A 17,224-nucleotide genomic window follows, 5' to 3' on the forward strand; every position below is an offset into this window, starting at 1 on the left:
TTGATGCGTAAAATCATTTGTTGCATGTAACGTATGATTAAACCACAATTGTTACATTACTAGGGAAGATTTGGCTTGTAAATTTGATTAGGTGGTTAATAAATCGTTTGATGTTGAGGCGTCAGTCGTTGCCTTGGCTAATCTAATGCTTTGACATCACTAAATTCAATCAGCATTTGATTGCCTTGCGATTCATTGACAAATATGCGTGAAGCATATTGTGTGCCGGTCATTTCAATACTTTGAATGGCTTTATTAAGAGGTGCACCTAGTGGTTTAAGGGCAATATGCCAAGTGTCACCTTTTTGCATAAAGTAGATTTTAAAATACTGTTTTAAAGCATCTGCATTACCTTTGAATATCGATAAGAACACGGTGGTAAAGGAGAAAACGATGGGTTGTTCTTTTTTGGTGATAACAACAGCTATCTTACCTTCTATAGATTGCTTAATACTATTTTCAGTAACGATCAGAGTTGACTGAAAGGGCTTCTTTTGCAGCCATTTTAGGCCATTTGCTTTTGATAACTCAAAGCGACCACTGGATTTAAGTGGTTTAGATAGCAGCTTCATAAAGCGAGTTTGTGTGAAGTTCCCTGTTACATAACTGATCTGTGCTTGCTGTTTTTGAACTTTAGCAAATGCTTGTTCATTCTGTGCTGAGAGCGGATGATCAAAGATATTACCTATTGTGGCATAAGCAAAACTAAATAACATAGGTAACACGACAAAAGTTGTACATACGCGTTTTAAAAAACAGTTAATCATGATAAAACCCTTCAATTTTTTGAATCAGAATCTTAAAGCGCACAACGTGTGATCTTCAAGTATTTGAAAATGGCCGTATCAATGAATTTTTAAGCTATCAATATCGAAAAGTGATATCACTATATCGGTGATATGCATGATGGATTTATTCATCATTATGCAGCCAAAAATCAAAAAAATTAAACCACTGTGTTGAGTATTTTAAGCAATACTCGCCAAGGAAGTCACTATATTGTTGCACATAATCCGTTAATCTCTCATCGCGTATGTTGCGTGGTAATTTAATAAGCTTGGCAAAAGGCTTAAAAATAACGTCAAATTGTTTGCCGTTTTTAAGGCACAACATCGTATAAACGGGTACCTTAAGCAGATGTGCTAATAAAAATCCACCTTGTGGAAAGTAGGCGTCTTTTCCTAAAAATTTGGCTTTTATCGTACGCCGATTATTGGTGATATGCGTGGCAGGTGTGCGATCACAAGCGATAATAAGAATTTCACCTTGATCCATTTTTTGTTGCAACTGCATTGCTAGCGTCATATCAAAATGACTAATGGAAATTAAGCTTAATTGTGAACTTGGATTAATTTGCGATAATGCGTCATTAAACTTTTGCGCATGTTGGTTAAACACAAGGGCATTGATCCTACTATTGGGATATGAGTTGGAAATCGCACGCATCACCTCAATTGTACCTAGGTGGGCGGTAAATATAATTGTTCCTTTTTTTTGATCAATGCGCTCGATTAGCTCATGACGGTTAGCAAAGTTTAAATTTTTACGTGTAATCTGCCCATTCCAAACAGCTATTTTATCAACCAAACTCTTACCAAAGTTGATAAAAATAGGCAGTGGCTTGACAGATATATCCATATGCTGTGCCTTTGCATAAGCTTGCACGTTTTGACAATACCTATTGATTGCTTGTCGCGACTTACGGCTAGACAGATAGAAATACCATACTACAGGGTAGGTCAAAATATATGCGAAGCGTCGACCAAAAAACTTCACTGTCCATAATGTCAGCTTAAGCCCGATAATGCTGCCTTTCTCATGACGCTTTGACCAGTGAGTATTTTGAGGTTCTACTTTTTCTGAACTATGCATGGTTTTTTGTTTTGCATTTGAAATAACGTCGTGGCATATGGTAAAACATACCAAAAAAAAGTCGAGTATGCAGCCAGGAAATATGTAGATTATCGCGCCATAAACGAAAGTGTGAACATCCATCAACGGGGTAAACGACTTTGGTAGGAACATAGTTTACATTAATGCCTTGCCAATACGCTTTAATCAGAATCTCAATGTCAAAATCCATGCGCATACCACGAATTTTGGGCAGTACAGGCGTTAGTGCTTTTAAGGGATAAACTCTAAAGCCACACATGCTTTCAGTGAGTTTTTTATTCCAGGTTTCGATTACAACCCAAAAATTGGTGATCTTGCGGCCGTATAAGCGTGATTTAGGGATGCTTTGATCATAAATTGGCGCGCCTGAAATCAGAGAATCAGGGATATCATAAGCCATTTGCAGAAACTTGGGGATATCTTCCAAGTCGTGCTGGTTATCTGCATCAACTTGTAAAGCATGTGTATAGTTATTTTTTGATAACCAGGAAAACCCAGCTAAGATTGCAGCCCCCTTACCACTATTTTGTGGCAATGAGATGCTCTGTGCCCCATCAAATTTTGTAACAATAGCGTCAATAGAAGACTTTGTCTTATCATCACTACCATCATCTACAATAAGGCAAGTTAAATCATAAGGCTGCAATGCTGAAACAATCTGCTCTAAGGTATCACCATGGTTATAAACTGGAATTAGGACAGCAAGTTTCATAGTTTGATCTTACCACTTGAGTAAGTTAAATTATCTTTATCAATGTAGCGAAATAACAAAAGATTCGATTTTTTACTAATGCATAATTTTAATTTGGTGTTTGGTAAAATTACTCGACTAAACTTAAGTTGTGGAATGTTAGTGATGGCTTTTTTATCTATACCTAAAAAATAATCAGAGAATGCGATGACAAAGTCAGTCTGAGCAATCCCAGGCAATATGGGGGCATTCTCAAAATGCCCTTTAAAAAAAACCAAATCATGGTGAAATAAGATATCCAGTTCAACTTGTGTTTCATCTTTAATTTGTGTAATGCGCTGATGAATGACTTGTGGCAGACGGGAGTGATCATTAATCATTGATATCACTTGTTATATTTATACTACGAACAGCATTACAAAATGCTTTGACTTTTTGGCGGCATTTTATCCCCTTTTGTGATTCGACGCCACCACTGACATCAACCGCATAGGGTTTAATCATTTCAATTGCTAAGTGCACGTTATCAGCAGTAAGTCCACCGGCAAGAATGATTTTCTGGCGCATGTCATTTGGAATGGTCGACCAGTCGAAGGTTTTACCTGAGCCGCCATAAAGCGTAGGACTATAACTATCAATCAATAAGCCACGTGCATTAGGGTATGCATTTTGCACATGAATTAGTGTGTCTGAATCCTTAGCTCGAATGGCGCGAATATAAGGGAAGTCAAACTGATCACATTCTGTAGCAGTTTCATCTCCATGAAATTGAATAAGGCTAATATTGGCATCAATGCCTGCTTGAATATCCTGCTGCTTTGCATTAACAAAAAGCCCGCAACAGCTGACAAAAGGGGGGAGTTGGCTAATAATTTGTTTGGCTTTAGGGATATCAATAAACCGAGGAGATTTACTATAAAATACAAACCCCAGTGCATCAACACCACAATCAATAGCATACAAAGCATCATCAAGATTGGTAATACCACAAACTTTAATTCGGGCTGTGTGCATATTGTGTTATGCCATAAAGTTAATTAATGCTGCGGCAACCATTGATGCTGTTGCAACAGTAACACCTGTTGTTGCAAGAAGTCCATCCACTTTAGTTAGATGGAACCTCTTACGATTCTCAACTTGGGGATCTTCTTCACTTTGTGCCTCTTCGGTAAGTATTGAAATGTATTGCGGGAATAAAGGCTCTTCCCCAAACTCGCCAGCTTCAAAGCCTTCAGCCCAGTAGTTGTGCTCAACGGTTTTTTCCGGGAAGGGATTTAGTTCATCCGATTGATTTTGTTTGCCATGGGCGTATCCTGACATCCATACTTTTTCCAATTCATCGAGTTTATCAACTTGAGCGGAAAGAATAAGTTTTAATCTAGAATCAATTTCATTGGTTTGCATAACAGCTCCATGTTGCTTGTCATTTACCATAAGCGTGCCTAAAAGTTTAGATATAATCAAGTGTAAAGTATTTTAAATTCTAATTGTAACATTTCCGTGCGTAAATACTGCTGTTGAATGTTTATTCTACTATCATATAGATTGACATTCAGTTATAGTGTTTAGCGTTTTTTAATTAGTAGTTATTGATGATAGAATTAAAGATGTATAAAGATGATCTTGAAAAGATGGTTTTGTTATTAAAAGCGCACAAAGTTTTGGCTTTGCCAACCGAATCTGTGTATGGCTTAAGTACGATACTCGAAGCGGATGCAGTGGCAAAAATTGTGACACTTAAAAAACGTAGTGCCAATAAAGGGTTTATTGTACTTTCGAGTAATATCGAACATTTGCTGCGTGTTATTGATGTGACAGACTTAACAGATGAGCATCTTGCTAAACTGCAAAAAACATATGACAGAGCAACTACTTGGGTGGTGCCTGTTAAGCCAGAGTTTCGCTGGTTGACAGGGCCTTTTGAGAGCATTGCTGTGCGCTTAAGTATGCATCCTTTATTAAGTGAATTAACAAACATGCTTGATCAAGCAATTGTTTCAACCAGTGCCAATGTATCTAATATGCCTGCGGCAACGTCAGCAGGTGAAGTATACAACTATTTTGATGATAAAGTTGATTATATCTATCCACAAGATGATTTTGTTGCGACTAAACCATCGAAACTGATTGATTTAATAACGGGAGAAATATTGCGAGAATAATCAAATATCATACAGTGACCATGAGCTATTGCCTCTCCTTTTGAAGGAGGGAGAGGTCGTGCAGCTTAGGCTTTGTGGGATGATTGAAACTCCACTTATTTTTCATTCATTACGTATAGAACTCCCGATTTATATGATCAATAAAAAATCCTTAATATCAAGTGGGATTATCTTCTGCTAGATTAGATGTATTAACAACGCATCTGGGTTGGTTAGAATGAAAAAGCATATCAAAAAACATAAAGCTTTTTATGTTGCAGCAACCATTGTCATTGCATATTTTGTTATTCATTACTTGATTGTATTTATATTGATGGAACACACCATTGCACATAATGTTAATGTGAAAGCTAAATGGCTACAAAAATATGCTGAAATTAAACTTCAGCAATAAAAGCTTTGTCGCCATCAAGGGCATAGGATAAACTAATTATCATGCATGATGAGTAGTTTTTTATTCAAAGAAAAGTAATATATGCCAGTGAAACTAACATGGAGGCAACGCTTAAGTTGCTTAATAAAAGGTAAGCTTGAAAATCTTGAAGTTAAGCCAAAGCTTGCAAATCAGCAGGAGATAGAAAAGCCTGATGAAGTTGGAGATAGTGCTGATTCTGCTAAGCAGTTATTATCTATTTTGCAAAAAAAAGGACGGCTATTAGATTTCCTCGCGCAAAACCTTGATCACTATGATAATGAACAGGTGGCAAATGTTGCGCGCGTTGTTCATGACCAGTGCAAAAAAGCGCTTGAATCATATTGCACACTAACACCAATTTATCATGATCAGGAAAACCATGAGATTACACTTGAGGGGAATTATGACAAATATAGTGTTGAGCTAACAGGGAATGTTGCACATAGTACTCGTTTTAAGGGCAAGTTAATTCATCAAGGCTGGAAAGTGGAAAAAATGCACTTGCCAAAAGTAGCTAAAGAAGCAAATCTAGATATATTACAGCCAGCCGAAGTGGAGGTGTTATAAATGTCTCATCATGCAAAATATTTGATTGGAATCGATTTAGGTACAACAAATTGTGCGGTCACTTACAAGAAAATAGCTGATGACAGTGTGATTAGCTCGTTAGCTATCCCACAGTTTATGGCAAAGAATCAGTATGAGTCAAAAACCTTAATGCCATCGTTTTTGTATCTGCCTAGTGCATTGGAGCTGAGTCTAGATGATATCGCTTTACCATGGCAAAGTGAAACCACTATCTTGGTGGGTGAATATGCTAAAACAAAAGCACAAACGACACCAAATAGAGTGATTGCAAGCGTTAAGAGTTGGTTGTGTCAGGCAACCATCGATAAGCGTAAAGCATTGTTACCCTATCAAGCAGCTGAAGGTGTCGAGCGCATATCGCCACTAGAAGCATATACCCATTATTTTGAGCATATTAAAAAAACTTGGAATAGTACCTTTCCAGAGGCTCCACTGTTCCAACAAAAAATCATTATTACCATTCCTGCATCGTTTGAGCCTGCAGCCCGTGATCTTACTGCTGAAGCAGCGCGGCTTTGTGATTTTGAAGAGGTAACTTTACTAGAAGAGCCGCAAGCTTCATTATATGGCTGGATTCATGATCATGAAAAATGGCGTGATCAACTAAATGCTGACGATGTGATTCTCGTGATTGATGTCGGTGGTGGCACGACAGATTTTTCTTTAATTCGAGTCGAAGATGAAGAAGGTAATTTAGCTTTACGACGCATTGCAGTGGGTGACCATATCTTGATTGGTGGAGACAATATTGATCTGATGTTAGCGCATACCGTGCAGCAGCAATTACTAGATAGTGGTCAGCGTTTAGAACCATGGCAAATGCAGGCTTTAGTGCATAGTTGTAGAAATGCCAAAGAGAAATTATTAAGTGACCATAATTTAAATGAAATTGCTGTGTCCATTCCTGGACGTTCATCGAATATTTTTGCCAATGCCGTATCCGAAACATTGATGAAAAAAGATGTTGAAAAAATCATGTTGCAAGGCTTTTTCCCTGAAGTCACTATTGAGGATCATCCACATAATGCACCACGTACCGGTTTAAGTCGTTTTGCTTTAAGTTATACTCAGGAGGCGGCAATTACCAAGCATCTGGCCTTATTTTTAAGCAAACAAGCAAAGGCAGATGAAAAATTTATTGCACCCACTGCAGTATTATTTAATGGTGGTGTATTTAAGCCACATGTTTTACGTCGTCAATTAATGCAAATTATTAATAAATGGCTTGCTAAAGAAGGACATCCTTCGGCATATGAACTTGAGCATACCGCGTATGACACTTCAGTTGCTATTGGTGCTAGTGTGTTTGCTGATGCTTTACAAGGCAATGGTATTCGCATCAAAGGGGGTGCATCGCATTCATTCTATATTGGTATTGAGTCACCAATGCCTGCAATACCAGGGTTTCAACCGCAGATTGAGGCGCTTTGTATCGCAGTACAGGGTATGGAGGCGGAAGAGGAGCTGGTGTACGAGGCAGAAACTTTCTCACTGATTGTTGGCGAACCTGTTGAGTTTAGGTTCTTTGCTGCTAACCACCGTGCGGATGATCGTTTAGGCGATATCTTTACCGATTGGGAGCAGGCTGGGTTGATAGAGTTATCTCCGCTGCGTTTGACCTTGTCTGCAGATAACTATGCCAATGGCACTTCAGTTCCCGTCCATATCAGTGCGATGCACACTGAAATTGGTACATTGGAGCTAACTGCCAAAGCCTTAGAGAATAATGATCAATGGAAGATCGCATTTGAAACGATTCGATAATTCTACAGTTATTAAAAGTTTAGGCTGATATCACGCCTGCACTTACTATTTTTGCAAAGGATTTACTACCTTTGGCTTTGTTTCTTTTGTCTTTGTAAATGCAGTTGTTAATTTGGGGTTAACATTGATTCAGATGTGTTTACAAATGCTAAGAAATACTGCCATATGTTAAGGTGCTTAGATATAATAGTTATCGTAAATATCATAAGGATAGATTTATGCAAATATATGATGTCGTTATTGTGGGTGCGGGTGTTGCAGGGCTTGCTGCTGCTAATAATCTTATGCTAAACGGTTTTGATGTATTGGTGCTTGAGGCACGTGATCGTGTGGGTGGGCGAGTGCATAGTCAGTGCTTTGCTGACGCGGTGGTTGATCTTGGTGCATCATGGATCCATGGTGTGCAGGAAAACCCAATTACACGCTTAGCCAAAAAGCATAATATTAGCACATGGCGTTCGCAAATGTGTGGTCCATCTCCTGATAATATTGTGCATCGTGAGATGTATGATCAGGAATTTAAGTTATTAAGTCACGAACAAAAACTTAAAATCGCCAACTGGATGGCTGACTTTCTTGATTATCTTGAAGCAGTACAAATCGATGAGGAAAGTCACCTAAGATCTATCGCTGATATTAAACAAAAATTTATTATTGACAATCAGATTGCTAAAGAAGATGTGCTGTATATTGACTATATTGCCGATACATTGTTTTTATACGAATATGCGATTGAAGCCAAAGAACTCTCTGCTGAAAGCCATCATGCAGATATTGATTTTGCAGGAAGTGATCGATTATTTCCAGAAGGTTATGCGCAAATTGCTGATCTATTGGCAAAAAATTTGGAAATTCATTTAAATGAACCAGTGCAAAATATTGATTATAGTGGCGATCTGGTACAGATATCAACGGAGACAAAACAGTATCAGGCAACGTATGTTTTGGTCAGTGTGTCTTTGGGGGTGCTAAAGCATGCCGATATTGGCTTTAATCCCTATTTACCACAAGCCAAGCGCAAATCTATTCAGCAGCTTGAAATGGGTGTGTTAAATAAAATTTATCTGGAGTTTGATGAGGTGTTTTGGGATAAAGAAGCACAAAGTATTGCTTGTTTATCGCCTGAGCATCGTATTGCGCGCGAGATGATGAACTTCTACCCATTGACCAAAAAGCCAATCCTGATGGCATTTACCGCAGGTGTTGTTGGTAAGCAACTTGAGCAATTAAGTGATCGCGAGTTGTTGGCGCTTATTATAGATTCACTAAAACATATGTATGGTGAAAACTTACCAAAGCTCAAAAGTCATTGCATTACCCGCTGGGCAAGTGATGAATATAGTTATGGCTCTTATTCTTATTTACCGGTTGGTGTTAAGGCAAAACGCCGGCAAAGACTAGGTAAACCGGTTGATAATAAGCTGTTTTTTGCTGGTGAGGCAACGTCATTTTATTTTCCATCGACCGTGCATGGTGCATTTTTAAGCGGTGTACGCTCGGCATATCATATTCTACAAATTGATCTATTGACTGAGGATGTGCGCAAACGCACAGCCATTGTTGAGGATCCATATTTATAGTAATGATGCGCATTTCGCTGAAGTTTGTCAAAATGCAATAATGGCTTCGACTTATGCTCAGCCAACGTCCATTTTAAGTTACTGGAGTTGCGCATTTTAGAAAAAATCTGTAAGTCCAGTAAGTTATATTTACAACACATATAGTGAGTAAAAAATGAGAGAGATTAGAACATTAGCAAATGACTTAGTGCGCTTGGAGCGGTTATCTCTTTCACATTTAGAAGGTTTAGAACAGGCGACTCAAGATGGCAATTTATGGGAGCTGTGGTTTACGATCGTGCCTATGCCTGAAGATATGAAGAAAGATATTGAGCGCAGACTAAAGCTGTATCAACAAGGCAGTATGCTGCCCTATACGGTCATTTGTCAGAAAAGTGGCAAAATTTTGGGCATGACGAGTTATATGAACATCGATCATGAGCAAAATCGTCTGGAAATTGGTAGCACATGGTATGCCAAATCCGTGCAGGGTACGGCTGTTAATGTCGCATGTAAGCTGCTTCTTTTGGAGCATGCGTTTGAGGTTTTTAAGTGTGTTGCTGTTGAATTTAGAACGCATCATCTAAATTTTGCATCACAACGTGCTATAGAGTCCATCGGTGCTAAATTAGATGGCATTTTGCGCAATCATCGCAAGATGAACAACGGTACATTACGTGATACTTGTGTTTATAGCATTATCAATTCTGAATGGAAAACCATTAAAGCGCATTTGAGCTATAAGTTAATGACAAAACAGCAAAAACAATGATTATTGAGTTTTATTATGACTAAAAGTGTATTATTTTTAGATAAATATTATAAAAATTAAAAAAATACTTGACCTGTATTGCAGTGCTTGGGCTAATGTATTATGCGTTGATTGGTATGCATCAAAGCTTTATAAATGAATCATCCGTTGCTGCAATATCGCTAGATCCAAGCCATCTGCCTTATTACAATTGCGTACCGTTATGCGCTTACTCATTGGGATGGTATGGTCGTTTGCTTTTGCCTTGATCGTTGGTTATGTATGTGCTAAGAACAAGCATATTGCACGTATTTTGTTGCCGAATTTCACCAAAACGCACCAAAATGTTGCAACCTATCATTCAGGTTATGGCAGCAATTCCACAACCGATCTTCTTCCCAATTGTGGTAATTTTACTCATGTTTGGTGGTGGTAGTTTAAGCATTTGGGCGATTCCATTGATTATGACGGGCACCTCCTAGTATGTATTGTTTAATGTGATTGCTGGCGCGTCAACTTTAAATTACATAAACATGAAATTGTTGCCATCTTAGGTAAATCAGGTGCTGGTAAATCAAGCTTCTTACGCATTGCTGCAGGACTTTTACATCCAAACTATGGTTCTGTGCTTTACAAAGATAAGCCTGTGATTAAGCCACTTGATACTATGAGTATGGTGTTTCAAAACTTTGCATTACTGCCATGGTTGAACGTGGTTGACAATATTCTATTTGGCAGTGATGCATTGGGTATATCGCGTAAAATAAGTGAGCCAAAAGCGCATGAGCTTATTCAAAAAATCTCACTACAAGGTTTTGAAAAAGCTTACGTAAACGAGCTCTCTGGAGGCATGAAACAACGTGTTGGCTTTGCGCGAGCGTTAATGGTCGAGCCTGAGATTTTATTTTTAGATGAGCCGTTTTCGTCGCTTGATATTAGCACGGCAAATACCTTGCGTAGCAATATATTAAACCTATGGCTTAATAAGCAAATTCCAACGAAGTCAATGGTACTGGTAACCCATAGTGTCGAAGAAGCTGTGATGATGGCTGATCGCGTTATTATCTTTGATAATCATCCGGGTAAAATCGCCTATGAGCATGCGTTAAATATCCCGCGCTTACGAGGTAAGCGCGTGCCAGAGGTGTTAAAGCATATCAATTTTTTAGAGCAAAAGCTGCATAGTGTAAATGTGGGCAAAAAAGAAGATACGGTTTTAACGATTCAGGTGTAAGATAGTGATAGTTTGTAGTGAATATATATCTTATACCTGTAAACAAACAACGCCATTGCGCCCTGCAGCTTTCACCTGATAAAGTGCTTCATCTGCTTTATTTAAGGTGGTTTCAAAGTTATTTGATTCCAGAGAGTAGTATAAGTTACTAGCAATGCCAATGCTAATTGTAACTTGAATTGAACCAACTTGAGGGATGTCTTGGCGTACTTTAGCATTAAGTCTTTGGCCGATTTCTTGTGCTTGTGGTAGTGTGGTGTTTGGCAAAAGAATCACGTATTCGTCACCACCAAAGCGCGATACGATATCACCCTTTCGTGTATGCTGCTTTAAAATATTTGCTACATCCTGGATGACTTTGTCACCCATTGCATGTCCATGTTTATCGTTGATTTTTTTGAACTTATCAATATCGATAAACATCACACTATAAGGTGCTCCATCATGCGTAAATTGTTTGAAATCTTTGATGCTATCATGGAAAGCACTGCGATTGAGTAAATTGGTTAACTTGTCGGTAGTCGCCAGGATTTCTAGTTGTTTCTCGCTATACTCTAGGTCGGATAAAATAACTGATATGGTTGTGGCGATGACAATTGTGATGGTCATTAGAATAAATACATTTGTTGTTTTTTGATCTCTCAGTGGCAGCTCAATCAAATAGTTATAGTTTGGATATGTCACGCAAAAAATCATTAAAGCGACGGAGGTTAGGGATAAAAACCATTTGGTTTTGTGTTGATTGACCTCAAAAATCATGTTGCTAAAGGGAGGTACTGCCATAAAAAAAAGATAATTTAATAGCTCTGGTTGATACAAAAAATAAGTAAAAATAAAGGTATTGATAATAAATAAAACACCAAGCGTGAATTTTGCCAGATAGTAATGGCGGTACTTCAATAAAATAAGCGGTATGCAATATGATAAGACTGCACAATAACTATAAACTCCACCATAAATTTCTTTTTCGGTAACAAAATGCAAAACACCAAACACTGAGTTGCCAATAATAACTAATGCCAGACTAATGAGTGTGACATGGATACGATGCCAGTAGGATGATCTGGAGTTTTTGATGTTAAATTTATTGTTTAACCATATTTTTGCTTGTCTCATCACCAACATCCATTTGATAATTGTTTATAGTTTTATACCCATCGCAAACTGTGTAACAACTCAAACATCATAAAATGATTTGCAATCGGTATGCTGTGGCTTAAAGTAGCTCTAATTATAGATGAAATTTGATAAAAGAGTATGAAGTCAGTATCTAATAATCGATGTTTGAATACTATAAAATAGTTTGTGATTGGTGAAGTTACTCAAGAACCTGTTGTTGCTGACGATTATTATTGGATCTTTTGTCATGAGTGTTGCATCAGCAAATGATACAAAATAACGTATTGATGGCTATGATATGACTGTTTAGAATTAATAACTTAAGCTAAACTAAAGTCCTTATGTCCGACTAGGAACCTGACAATGAAAACACTTAATCAATGGCTTGATGAATATGCTCAAAGCCATCAAAACAAAATCAATAAAACGATTCACTATATTTTTGTGCCACTGATTATGTTTAGCCTTATCGGTATTTTGTTGAGCATTTCTGTTTGGCTTATGTGGGTTGTTGTGATTATTAGCTTGATTTTTTATGCGAAATTATCATTAAAACTTAGTCTGTATATGCTTGTTATTACACTTATCATGATTGTTATTCTTTATCAACTGCCACACCTTTTCTGGGTGAGTTTTGCCATATTTATTATTGGCTGGATTTTTCAATTTATTGGACACAAACTTGAGGGTAAAAAACCATCTTTTTTCAAAGATTTGCAGTTTTTGCTTATTTCACCTTTATGGGTTTTGAATCACATTCTTAGCAAATGTAATCATAATAAATAGTGAAGTACTCTCTATGGCGTTTACGGCGGTATGAGGTGGTTGTCTGGTGGTTGCTATTTGTTTGTTTTTGACACTCTTTTGAAAGCTAGAGCCAAATATGTTAGGGTAAAAAAGGATTAATATAGAGGAGATTGAAAATTAATATAGGAGGAGTTTATGAATAGGCAAAAAGGCGCCTATGCACCGGTATTTTATCCATCGATTATTTTGATTGTACTATTTGCATTAATTGGCGTCTTGTGGCCAGAGCATGCTAAGTTATTTTTTGCAAGTATCCAAAGTTGGTTAACATTAGAAACTGGATGGCTCTATATTCTAGGTATGGCTATCTTTGTCTGTTTATGTATTTTCCTGATGGTCAGCCGATTGGGGGATATCAAGTTAGGTCCAGATCATAGTCTACCTGAGCATACTAGTATTTCTTGGTTTGCGATGCTTTTTGCTGCTGGCATGGGGATTGGTTTGATGTTTTTTAGCGTTGCCGAACCACTACAGCATTTTTTGTCACCGCCAGATGTTAGTGCAAGTAATAGTATTCTTGCTGCAAAAGATGCGATGAATGTGACCTTCTTTCATTGGGGCTTACAGGCATGGTCAGTTTATGCAATAGTAGGTTTGGCTTTGGCATATTTTTCATATCGCCATAAATTGCCATTACTACCACGATCGGTGCTTTATCCACTTATTGGCAAGAGAATTCACGGTGTTATAGGGCATATCGTTGATGTATTTGCAATCCTAGGTACGATGTTTGGTATTGCGACTTCTCTGGGGCTGGGGGCGACACAGGTCAATGCAGGTTTACATTTTTTATTTAATGTCCCAGTCAATGTACCTGCGCAAACTATATTGATTATTATCATTACGTTAATTGCAACAACGTCAGTCGCGTTAGGACTAGAAAAGGGTATTAAGCTATTAAGTAACTTTAATATTATCATTGCCGTGCTGTTATTATTGTTTGTATTGTTTTTGGGTGGTTTTACCTCTTTATTGCAAGCCTTTGTGCAAAACACAGGAAGTTACTTAAGTAGCATTGTCAATAAAACCTTCAATCTCTATGCCTATGAGAATAAGCAAGGGTGGTTAAGTGGCTATACCTTATTCTACTGGGGGTGGTGGATTGCATGGTCACCGTTTGTTGGGATGTTTATTGCTAAGGTGTCAAAAGGGCGCACCATTCGTGAGTTTTTGGTTGGTGTATTATTTATTCCGACAGGTTTTACCTTTCTTTGGTTAAGTGTCTTTGGCAACTCAGCGATTAATCTGGTGTTACATGACCAGTCAATAGCATTGGTGCAAGCTGTGCAGCATAATATTCCGGTAGCATTATTTGAGTTTTTGCAGCATTTCCCATTGTCTTCAATTACTTCAATACTCGCCTTGATTTTACTGGTAACATTTTTTGTAACTTCAGCAGATTCAGGCTCATTGGTAATTGATATTATTGCTACGGCAAATGCCAAAAAGTCCATTGTATGGCAACGCATCTTTTGGTCATTACTGGAAGGTTTTTTGGCAATATCTTTGCTTTACTCAGGTGGTTTGGTAGCATTACAAACAGCAACAATTGCCAGTGCTTTTCCATTTTTAATTGTACTGTTTCTCATGTGTATCGCTTTGGTTAAAGCATTACGTGAGGATTACTTGCGATTATCAAGTATTCAAACCCACTCAACTGCAGTGCAGTACACATCAGCAAACTCAAGTTGGCAGCAACGCTTAGATGGTCTTTTGATGTTACCCAATCGTGTGCAAGCACTAGACTTTTTGAAACAGGTGGTAAAGCCTGCGATTGAAAAAGTGGGGACACGTATTAAAAAAGAATTAGAAGTTCAAATTACAATGAATGAGGACAAAGTGCGCCTACTCATTCCAAAGTCAGATGATATTGATTTTGTCTATAGCGTGCATATTCGCGCTTTTGCTTTGCCAAGCTATGCTAATGACGATGGCAAAGAAAACACAGATGAGCAAGAGAAGCACTATTATCGTGCTGAAGTATTTTTAGAGCATGGTGGACAACAATATGACATTATGGGCTATACCGAAGAGCAGGTGATTGCCGACATTTTAACACAATATGAAAAGCACCTTTATTATATTCATGTGTCAAATGCTGATAAGGCGCTTATATAACTGGGTTAGTCACACTTTGAATTTAAACGTTTTTTGAAGCGTTGCTGTAGTTTGTTTAGAATACTGCTTGCAGTCTTCTCAAATAAGAAAGGTAAGATAGCATGTATCGTGCAGAAAACACCGGCAGCAATCATTAAAATACCACAATAAAGAGCCTCTTTAGCGTGCTGAAAATATCCTTCATTGATATCGTTTAAATGTTTCGTCAAGTAATTCATTTTAATCTCCTTTTAAATCTCCCGATAGGTATGCTAAACAAGGAGCGCTATGATTGTCAAAATGTTACGGTGCTAATTCAACAAAGTGATATTTTTTGACAGGATTCAAACCAATAGTTGGTGTAAGCCGTGGGTTACCAAATCAGCCATCTTATCAGTGTGCTTAATAAGCATAAACATCAAATCGACTACTTTTACCAATTACTTGACTTGTTGGCTTATTATTGTCGATAAAATTTCCTAAACGTGGGCGCTTAACGATAATTTTCTTAGGCTTTAATGCTTTGGCTTGTTTCAAGAGTAGTTGATTGTTGTTATCATCAATACCTACAAGCTCGTGTAACAGCTGCATGTTTTTTTTGACCTTGGCACTTTTGGTGCGTTCAGGGAACATCGGATCGAGATAGATAACATCATATTTTTGTGTGTGTTGCTTATGATTGAAGGTAATTGAGTTGGCAAAATACAGCCTAATACTATTGGCAATTGTTGTTAAATTTGGATCTTCTTTGGCACGTTGTAAGCCATCTTGAAGTAGCAAAAAAACATAAATGTTTTGCTCGATTGCGTCGATAATATGCCCGCGCGCAGCTAATGAAAAACTGTCTTGCCCCAAACCGGCGGTCATATCTAGAACACTTAGTATGGCTTTGTTTTTGCCTTCAACTGCTTTAATTAAGTCAAGTTTTGCTGTATTTGGTTTGATGCGATTCTGAATTTCATGGCTATTAAAGTCGACACAAAGAGTTAATATTGAACTACTATGTTTTAGGACTAATAGATTCTCTTCATGCTTGAGATAAAAACAGTGCTCAGGTAAGGTATTTAGTATCTTAAGATTTATAGATTCGGGGATGCTTAAATCAAGTAGTTGATTGCTGTTATTGGATTTCAAATAGTATACAGTTTGCATAAATGATATGTCTTATTTCTTTCGTTTGGCGCGTGGATGGGTTTGATCGTAAACATTTGCCAGTTGTTGGAAATCAATGTGTGTGTAGATTTGTGTTGTTGAAATATCACTATGTCCTAATAGATTTTGCACTGCAACGAGATCTCTTGAGGACTCAAGCAAATGACTAGCAAAAGCATGTCTTAGCATATGCGGATGAATATGCTTAGGTGCGTGTTCAAGCGCAAATTTCTCAAAGCGTTTTTGAATGCTGCGTGCTTGAATGGGGTCTCCCTTTAAACTCGTAAAAAGATAGTCATGGGAACAATTTAGGTGTTGGCGAATGCTCAACCATTTATTGATTGCTGTGATAGCTTTGTCGCCAATAGGTACCATGCGTTCTTTACTTCCTTTTCCCAACACACGAATCGTCTTTTGTGAGAAGTTGATTTGCTCAAAACGCAATTGAGCTAACTCACTAAGACGCAGTCCACTGGCATAGATAGTCTCAAGCATGGCAAGATCACGAATTTCTAAAGCATTATTGCTTTGGTAGTCGAGCACCTGTTGTATTTGATCAACGTCGAGTGTTTTAGGGAGTTTTTTCGCTGCTTTTGGTGCTTTAATTGCATAAGAGGGATCCTCAGTCATGATTTCATTGTTTAACAAATAGCGAAAAAAAGATTTAATGGCACTTAATTTGCGTTGGATAGACTTAGGGCTGATGCCTTGGCTATGCAATGTTTTAAGCCAGAGCTTGATATCTTGTGGGGTGCTTGTTACAAGTTTTTTATCTTTGTTGTGTAAAAAGGCGTAAAATCGATTTAAATCACGCTGATAGGCATCAATGGTAAGATCTGAGTAATTACGCTCAAATTTCAGGTGATGTAAAAAGTCACTTAATTCTTGTGTCATAGTATTGTTCTTACAACTAAGGTAAGCAAGCTTCGTCAAAGTTACACATTGCTTTTGTGCTAATAATATTTAGATCATGCATGCTTTTAGCTGAATGA

At 37.7% G+C, this 17,224-nt stretch carries 20 protein-coding genes; 10 read left to right on the plus strand and 10 right to left on the minus strand.

Going from position 1 to position 17,224, the window contains the following annotated elements; all coding sequences use genetic code 11:
- Positions 1–137: 137 nt before the first annotated feature.
- From DNK85_RS04820 to DNK85_RS04845, 6 genes are all read right to left on the minus strand, one after another.
- Positions 138–767: an outer membrane lipoprotein carrier protein LolA gene (locus DNK85_RS04820; protein WP_119328440.1), complete on the minus strand. Its 630-nt coding sequence runs from the start codon at positions 765–767 to the stop codon at positions 138–140.
- A 145-nt stretch (positions 768–912) separates the two neighbouring features.
- Positions 913–1,872 carry an LpxL/LpxP family acyltransferase gene (locus DNK85_RS04825; protein WP_162896529.1) on the minus strand — a complete coding sequence of 320 codons (960 nt, stop codon included), beginning with the start codon at positions 1,870–1,872 and terminating at the stop codon, positions 913–915.
- Positions 1,865–2,605: a glycosyltransferase family 2 protein gene (locus tag DNK85_RS04830; RefSeq protein ID WP_119328442.1), complete on the minus strand. Its 741-nt coding sequence runs from the start codon at positions 2,603–2,605 to the stop codon at positions 1,865–1,867. Before DNK85_RS04830 ends, DNK85_RS04825 begins: the two co-directional genes overlap by 8 nt.
- Positions 2,602–2,964 carry an ApeI family dehydratase gene (locus tag DNK85_RS04835; RefSeq protein WP_119328443.1) on the minus strand — a complete coding sequence of 121 codons (363 nt, stop codon included), beginning with the start codon at positions 2,962–2,964 and terminating at the stop codon, positions 2,602–2,604. The genes DNK85_RS04830 and DNK85_RS04835 overlap by 4 nt, the downstream gene beginning before the upstream one ends.
- A complete protein-coding gene (locus tag DNK85_RS04840; protein WP_119328444.1) occupies positions 2,957–3,598 on the minus strand; it encodes a phosphoribosylanthranilate isomerase in 642 nt (213 codons plus the stop codon). Before DNK85_RS04840 ends, DNK85_RS04835 begins: the two co-directional genes overlap by 8 nt.
- A gap of 6 nt (positions 3,599–3,604) precedes the next feature.
- Complete coding sequence (locus DNK85_RS04845; RefSeq protein WP_162896530.1) at positions 3,605–3,988, minus strand: hypothetical protein; 384 nt, start codon at positions 3,986–3,988, stop codon at positions 3,605–3,607.
- Positions 3,989–4,176: 188 nt separating this feature from the next.
- Here DNK85_RS04845 and DNK85_RS04850 point away from each other — a divergent pair, with 188 nt between their 5' ends.
- From DNK85_RS04850 to DNK85_RS04880, 8 genes are all read left to right on the plus strand, one after another.
- Positions 4,177–4,746, plus strand: a complete 570-nt coding sequence (locus DNK85_RS04850; RefSeq protein ID WP_119328446.1) for an L-threonylcarbamoyladenylate synthase — start codon at positions 4,177–4,179, stop codon at positions 4,744–4,746.
- 217 nt (positions 4,747–4,963) lie between these two features.
- The gene (locus DNK85_RS11515) at positions 4,964–5,140 is read left to right on the plus strand and encodes a hypothetical protein (RefSeq protein ID WP_162896531.1); all 177 of its coding nucleotides are present in this window, start codon (positions 4,964–4,966) and stop codon (positions 5,138–5,140) included.
- An 81-nt stretch (positions 5,141–5,221) separates the two neighbouring features.
- Positions 5,222–5,728: a DUF2760 domain-containing protein gene (locus DNK85_RS04855; RefSeq protein ID WP_119328447.1), complete on the plus strand. Its 507-nt coding sequence runs from the start codon at positions 5,222–5,224 to the stop codon at positions 5,726–5,728.
- Complete coding sequence (locus tag DNK85_RS04860) at positions 5,729–7,513, plus strand: Hsp70 family protein (protein WP_119328448.1); 1,785 nt, start codon at positions 5,729–5,731, stop codon at positions 7,511–7,513.
- A gap of 218 nt (positions 7,514–7,731) precedes the next feature.
- Positions 7,732–9,093 carry a flavin monoamine oxidase family protein gene (locus tag DNK85_RS04865; protein WP_119328449.1) on the plus strand — a complete coding sequence of 454 codons (1,362 nt, stop codon included), beginning with the start codon at positions 7,732–7,734 and terminating at the stop codon, positions 9,091–9,093.
- Positions 9,094–9,247: 154 nt separating this feature from the next.
- Positions 9,248–9,844, plus strand: a complete 597-nt coding sequence (locus DNK85_RS04870) for a GNAT family N-acetyltransferase (RefSeq protein ID WP_119328450.1) — start codon at positions 9,248–9,250, stop codon at positions 9,842–9,844.
- Between the two features lie 323 nt (positions 9,845–10,167).
- A complete protein-coding gene (locus DNK85_RS04875; protein ID WP_208123135.1) occupies positions 10,168–10,305 on the plus strand; it encodes a hypothetical protein in 138 nt (45 codons plus the stop codon).
- 65 nt (positions 10,306–10,370) lie between these two features.
- Positions 10,371–11,057 carry an ABC transporter ATP-binding protein gene (locus DNK85_RS04880; RefSeq protein WP_235842376.1) on the plus strand — a complete coding sequence of 229 codons (687 nt, stop codon included), beginning with the start codon at positions 10,371–10,373 and terminating at the stop codon, positions 11,055–11,057.
- Between the two features lie 30 nt (positions 11,058–11,087).
- Here the strand turns inward: DNK85_RS04880 and DNK85_RS04885 are convergent, their stop codons facing one another.
- Positions 11,088–12,173, minus strand: coding sequence for a GGDEF domain-containing protein (locus DNK85_RS04885; RefSeq protein ID WP_162896532.1), 1,086 nt, complete (start codon positions 12,171–12,173; stop codon positions 11,088–11,090).
- 366 nt (positions 12,174–12,539) lie between these two features.
- Between DNK85_RS04885 and DNK85_RS04890 the strand changes: the two genes are divergently transcribed.
- Positions 12,540–12,962, plus strand: coding sequence for an Mpo1 family 2-hydroxy fatty acid dioxygenase (locus tag DNK85_RS04890; RefSeq protein WP_119328453.1), 423 nt, complete (start codon positions 12,540–12,542; stop codon positions 12,960–12,962).
- A gap of 156 nt (positions 12,963–13,118) precedes the next feature.
- A complete protein-coding gene (locus DNK85_RS04895; RefSeq protein WP_119328454.1) occupies positions 13,119–15,101 on the plus strand; it encodes a BCCT family transporter in 1,983 nt (660 codons plus the stop codon).
- A 5-nt stretch (positions 15,102–15,106) separates the two neighbouring features.
- Here the strand turns inward: DNK85_RS04895 and DNK85_RS04900 are convergent, their stop codons facing one another.
- From DNK85_RS04900 to xerC, 3 genes are all read right to left on the minus strand, one after another.
- A complete protein-coding gene (locus DNK85_RS04900; protein ID WP_119328455.1) occupies positions 15,107–15,319 on the minus strand; it encodes a DUF6356 family protein in 213 nt (70 codons plus the stop codon).
- Positions 15,320–15,482: 163 nt separating this feature from the next.
- Positions 15,483–16,232 (minus strand): class I SAM-dependent methyltransferase, encoded by a 750-nt coding sequence (locus DNK85_RS04905; RefSeq protein ID WP_119328456.1) that lies wholly within the window; start codon positions 16,230–16,232, stop codon positions 15,483–15,485.
- A gap of 12 nt (positions 16,233–16,244) precedes the next feature.
- On the minus strand, positions 16,245–17,126 hold the full coding sequence (gene xerC, locus DNK85_RS04910) for a tyrosine recombinase XerC (RefSeq protein ID WP_119328457.1): 882 nt from the start codon (positions 17,124–17,126) through the stop codon (positions 16,245–16,247).
- Positions 17,127–17,224 lie beyond the last annotated feature (98 nt).

The organism is Cysteiniphilum halobium, assembly GCF_003574425.1.
Lineage (GTDB): Bacteria > Pseudomonadota > Gammaproteobacteria > Francisellales > Francisellaceae > Caedibacter > Caedibacter halobius.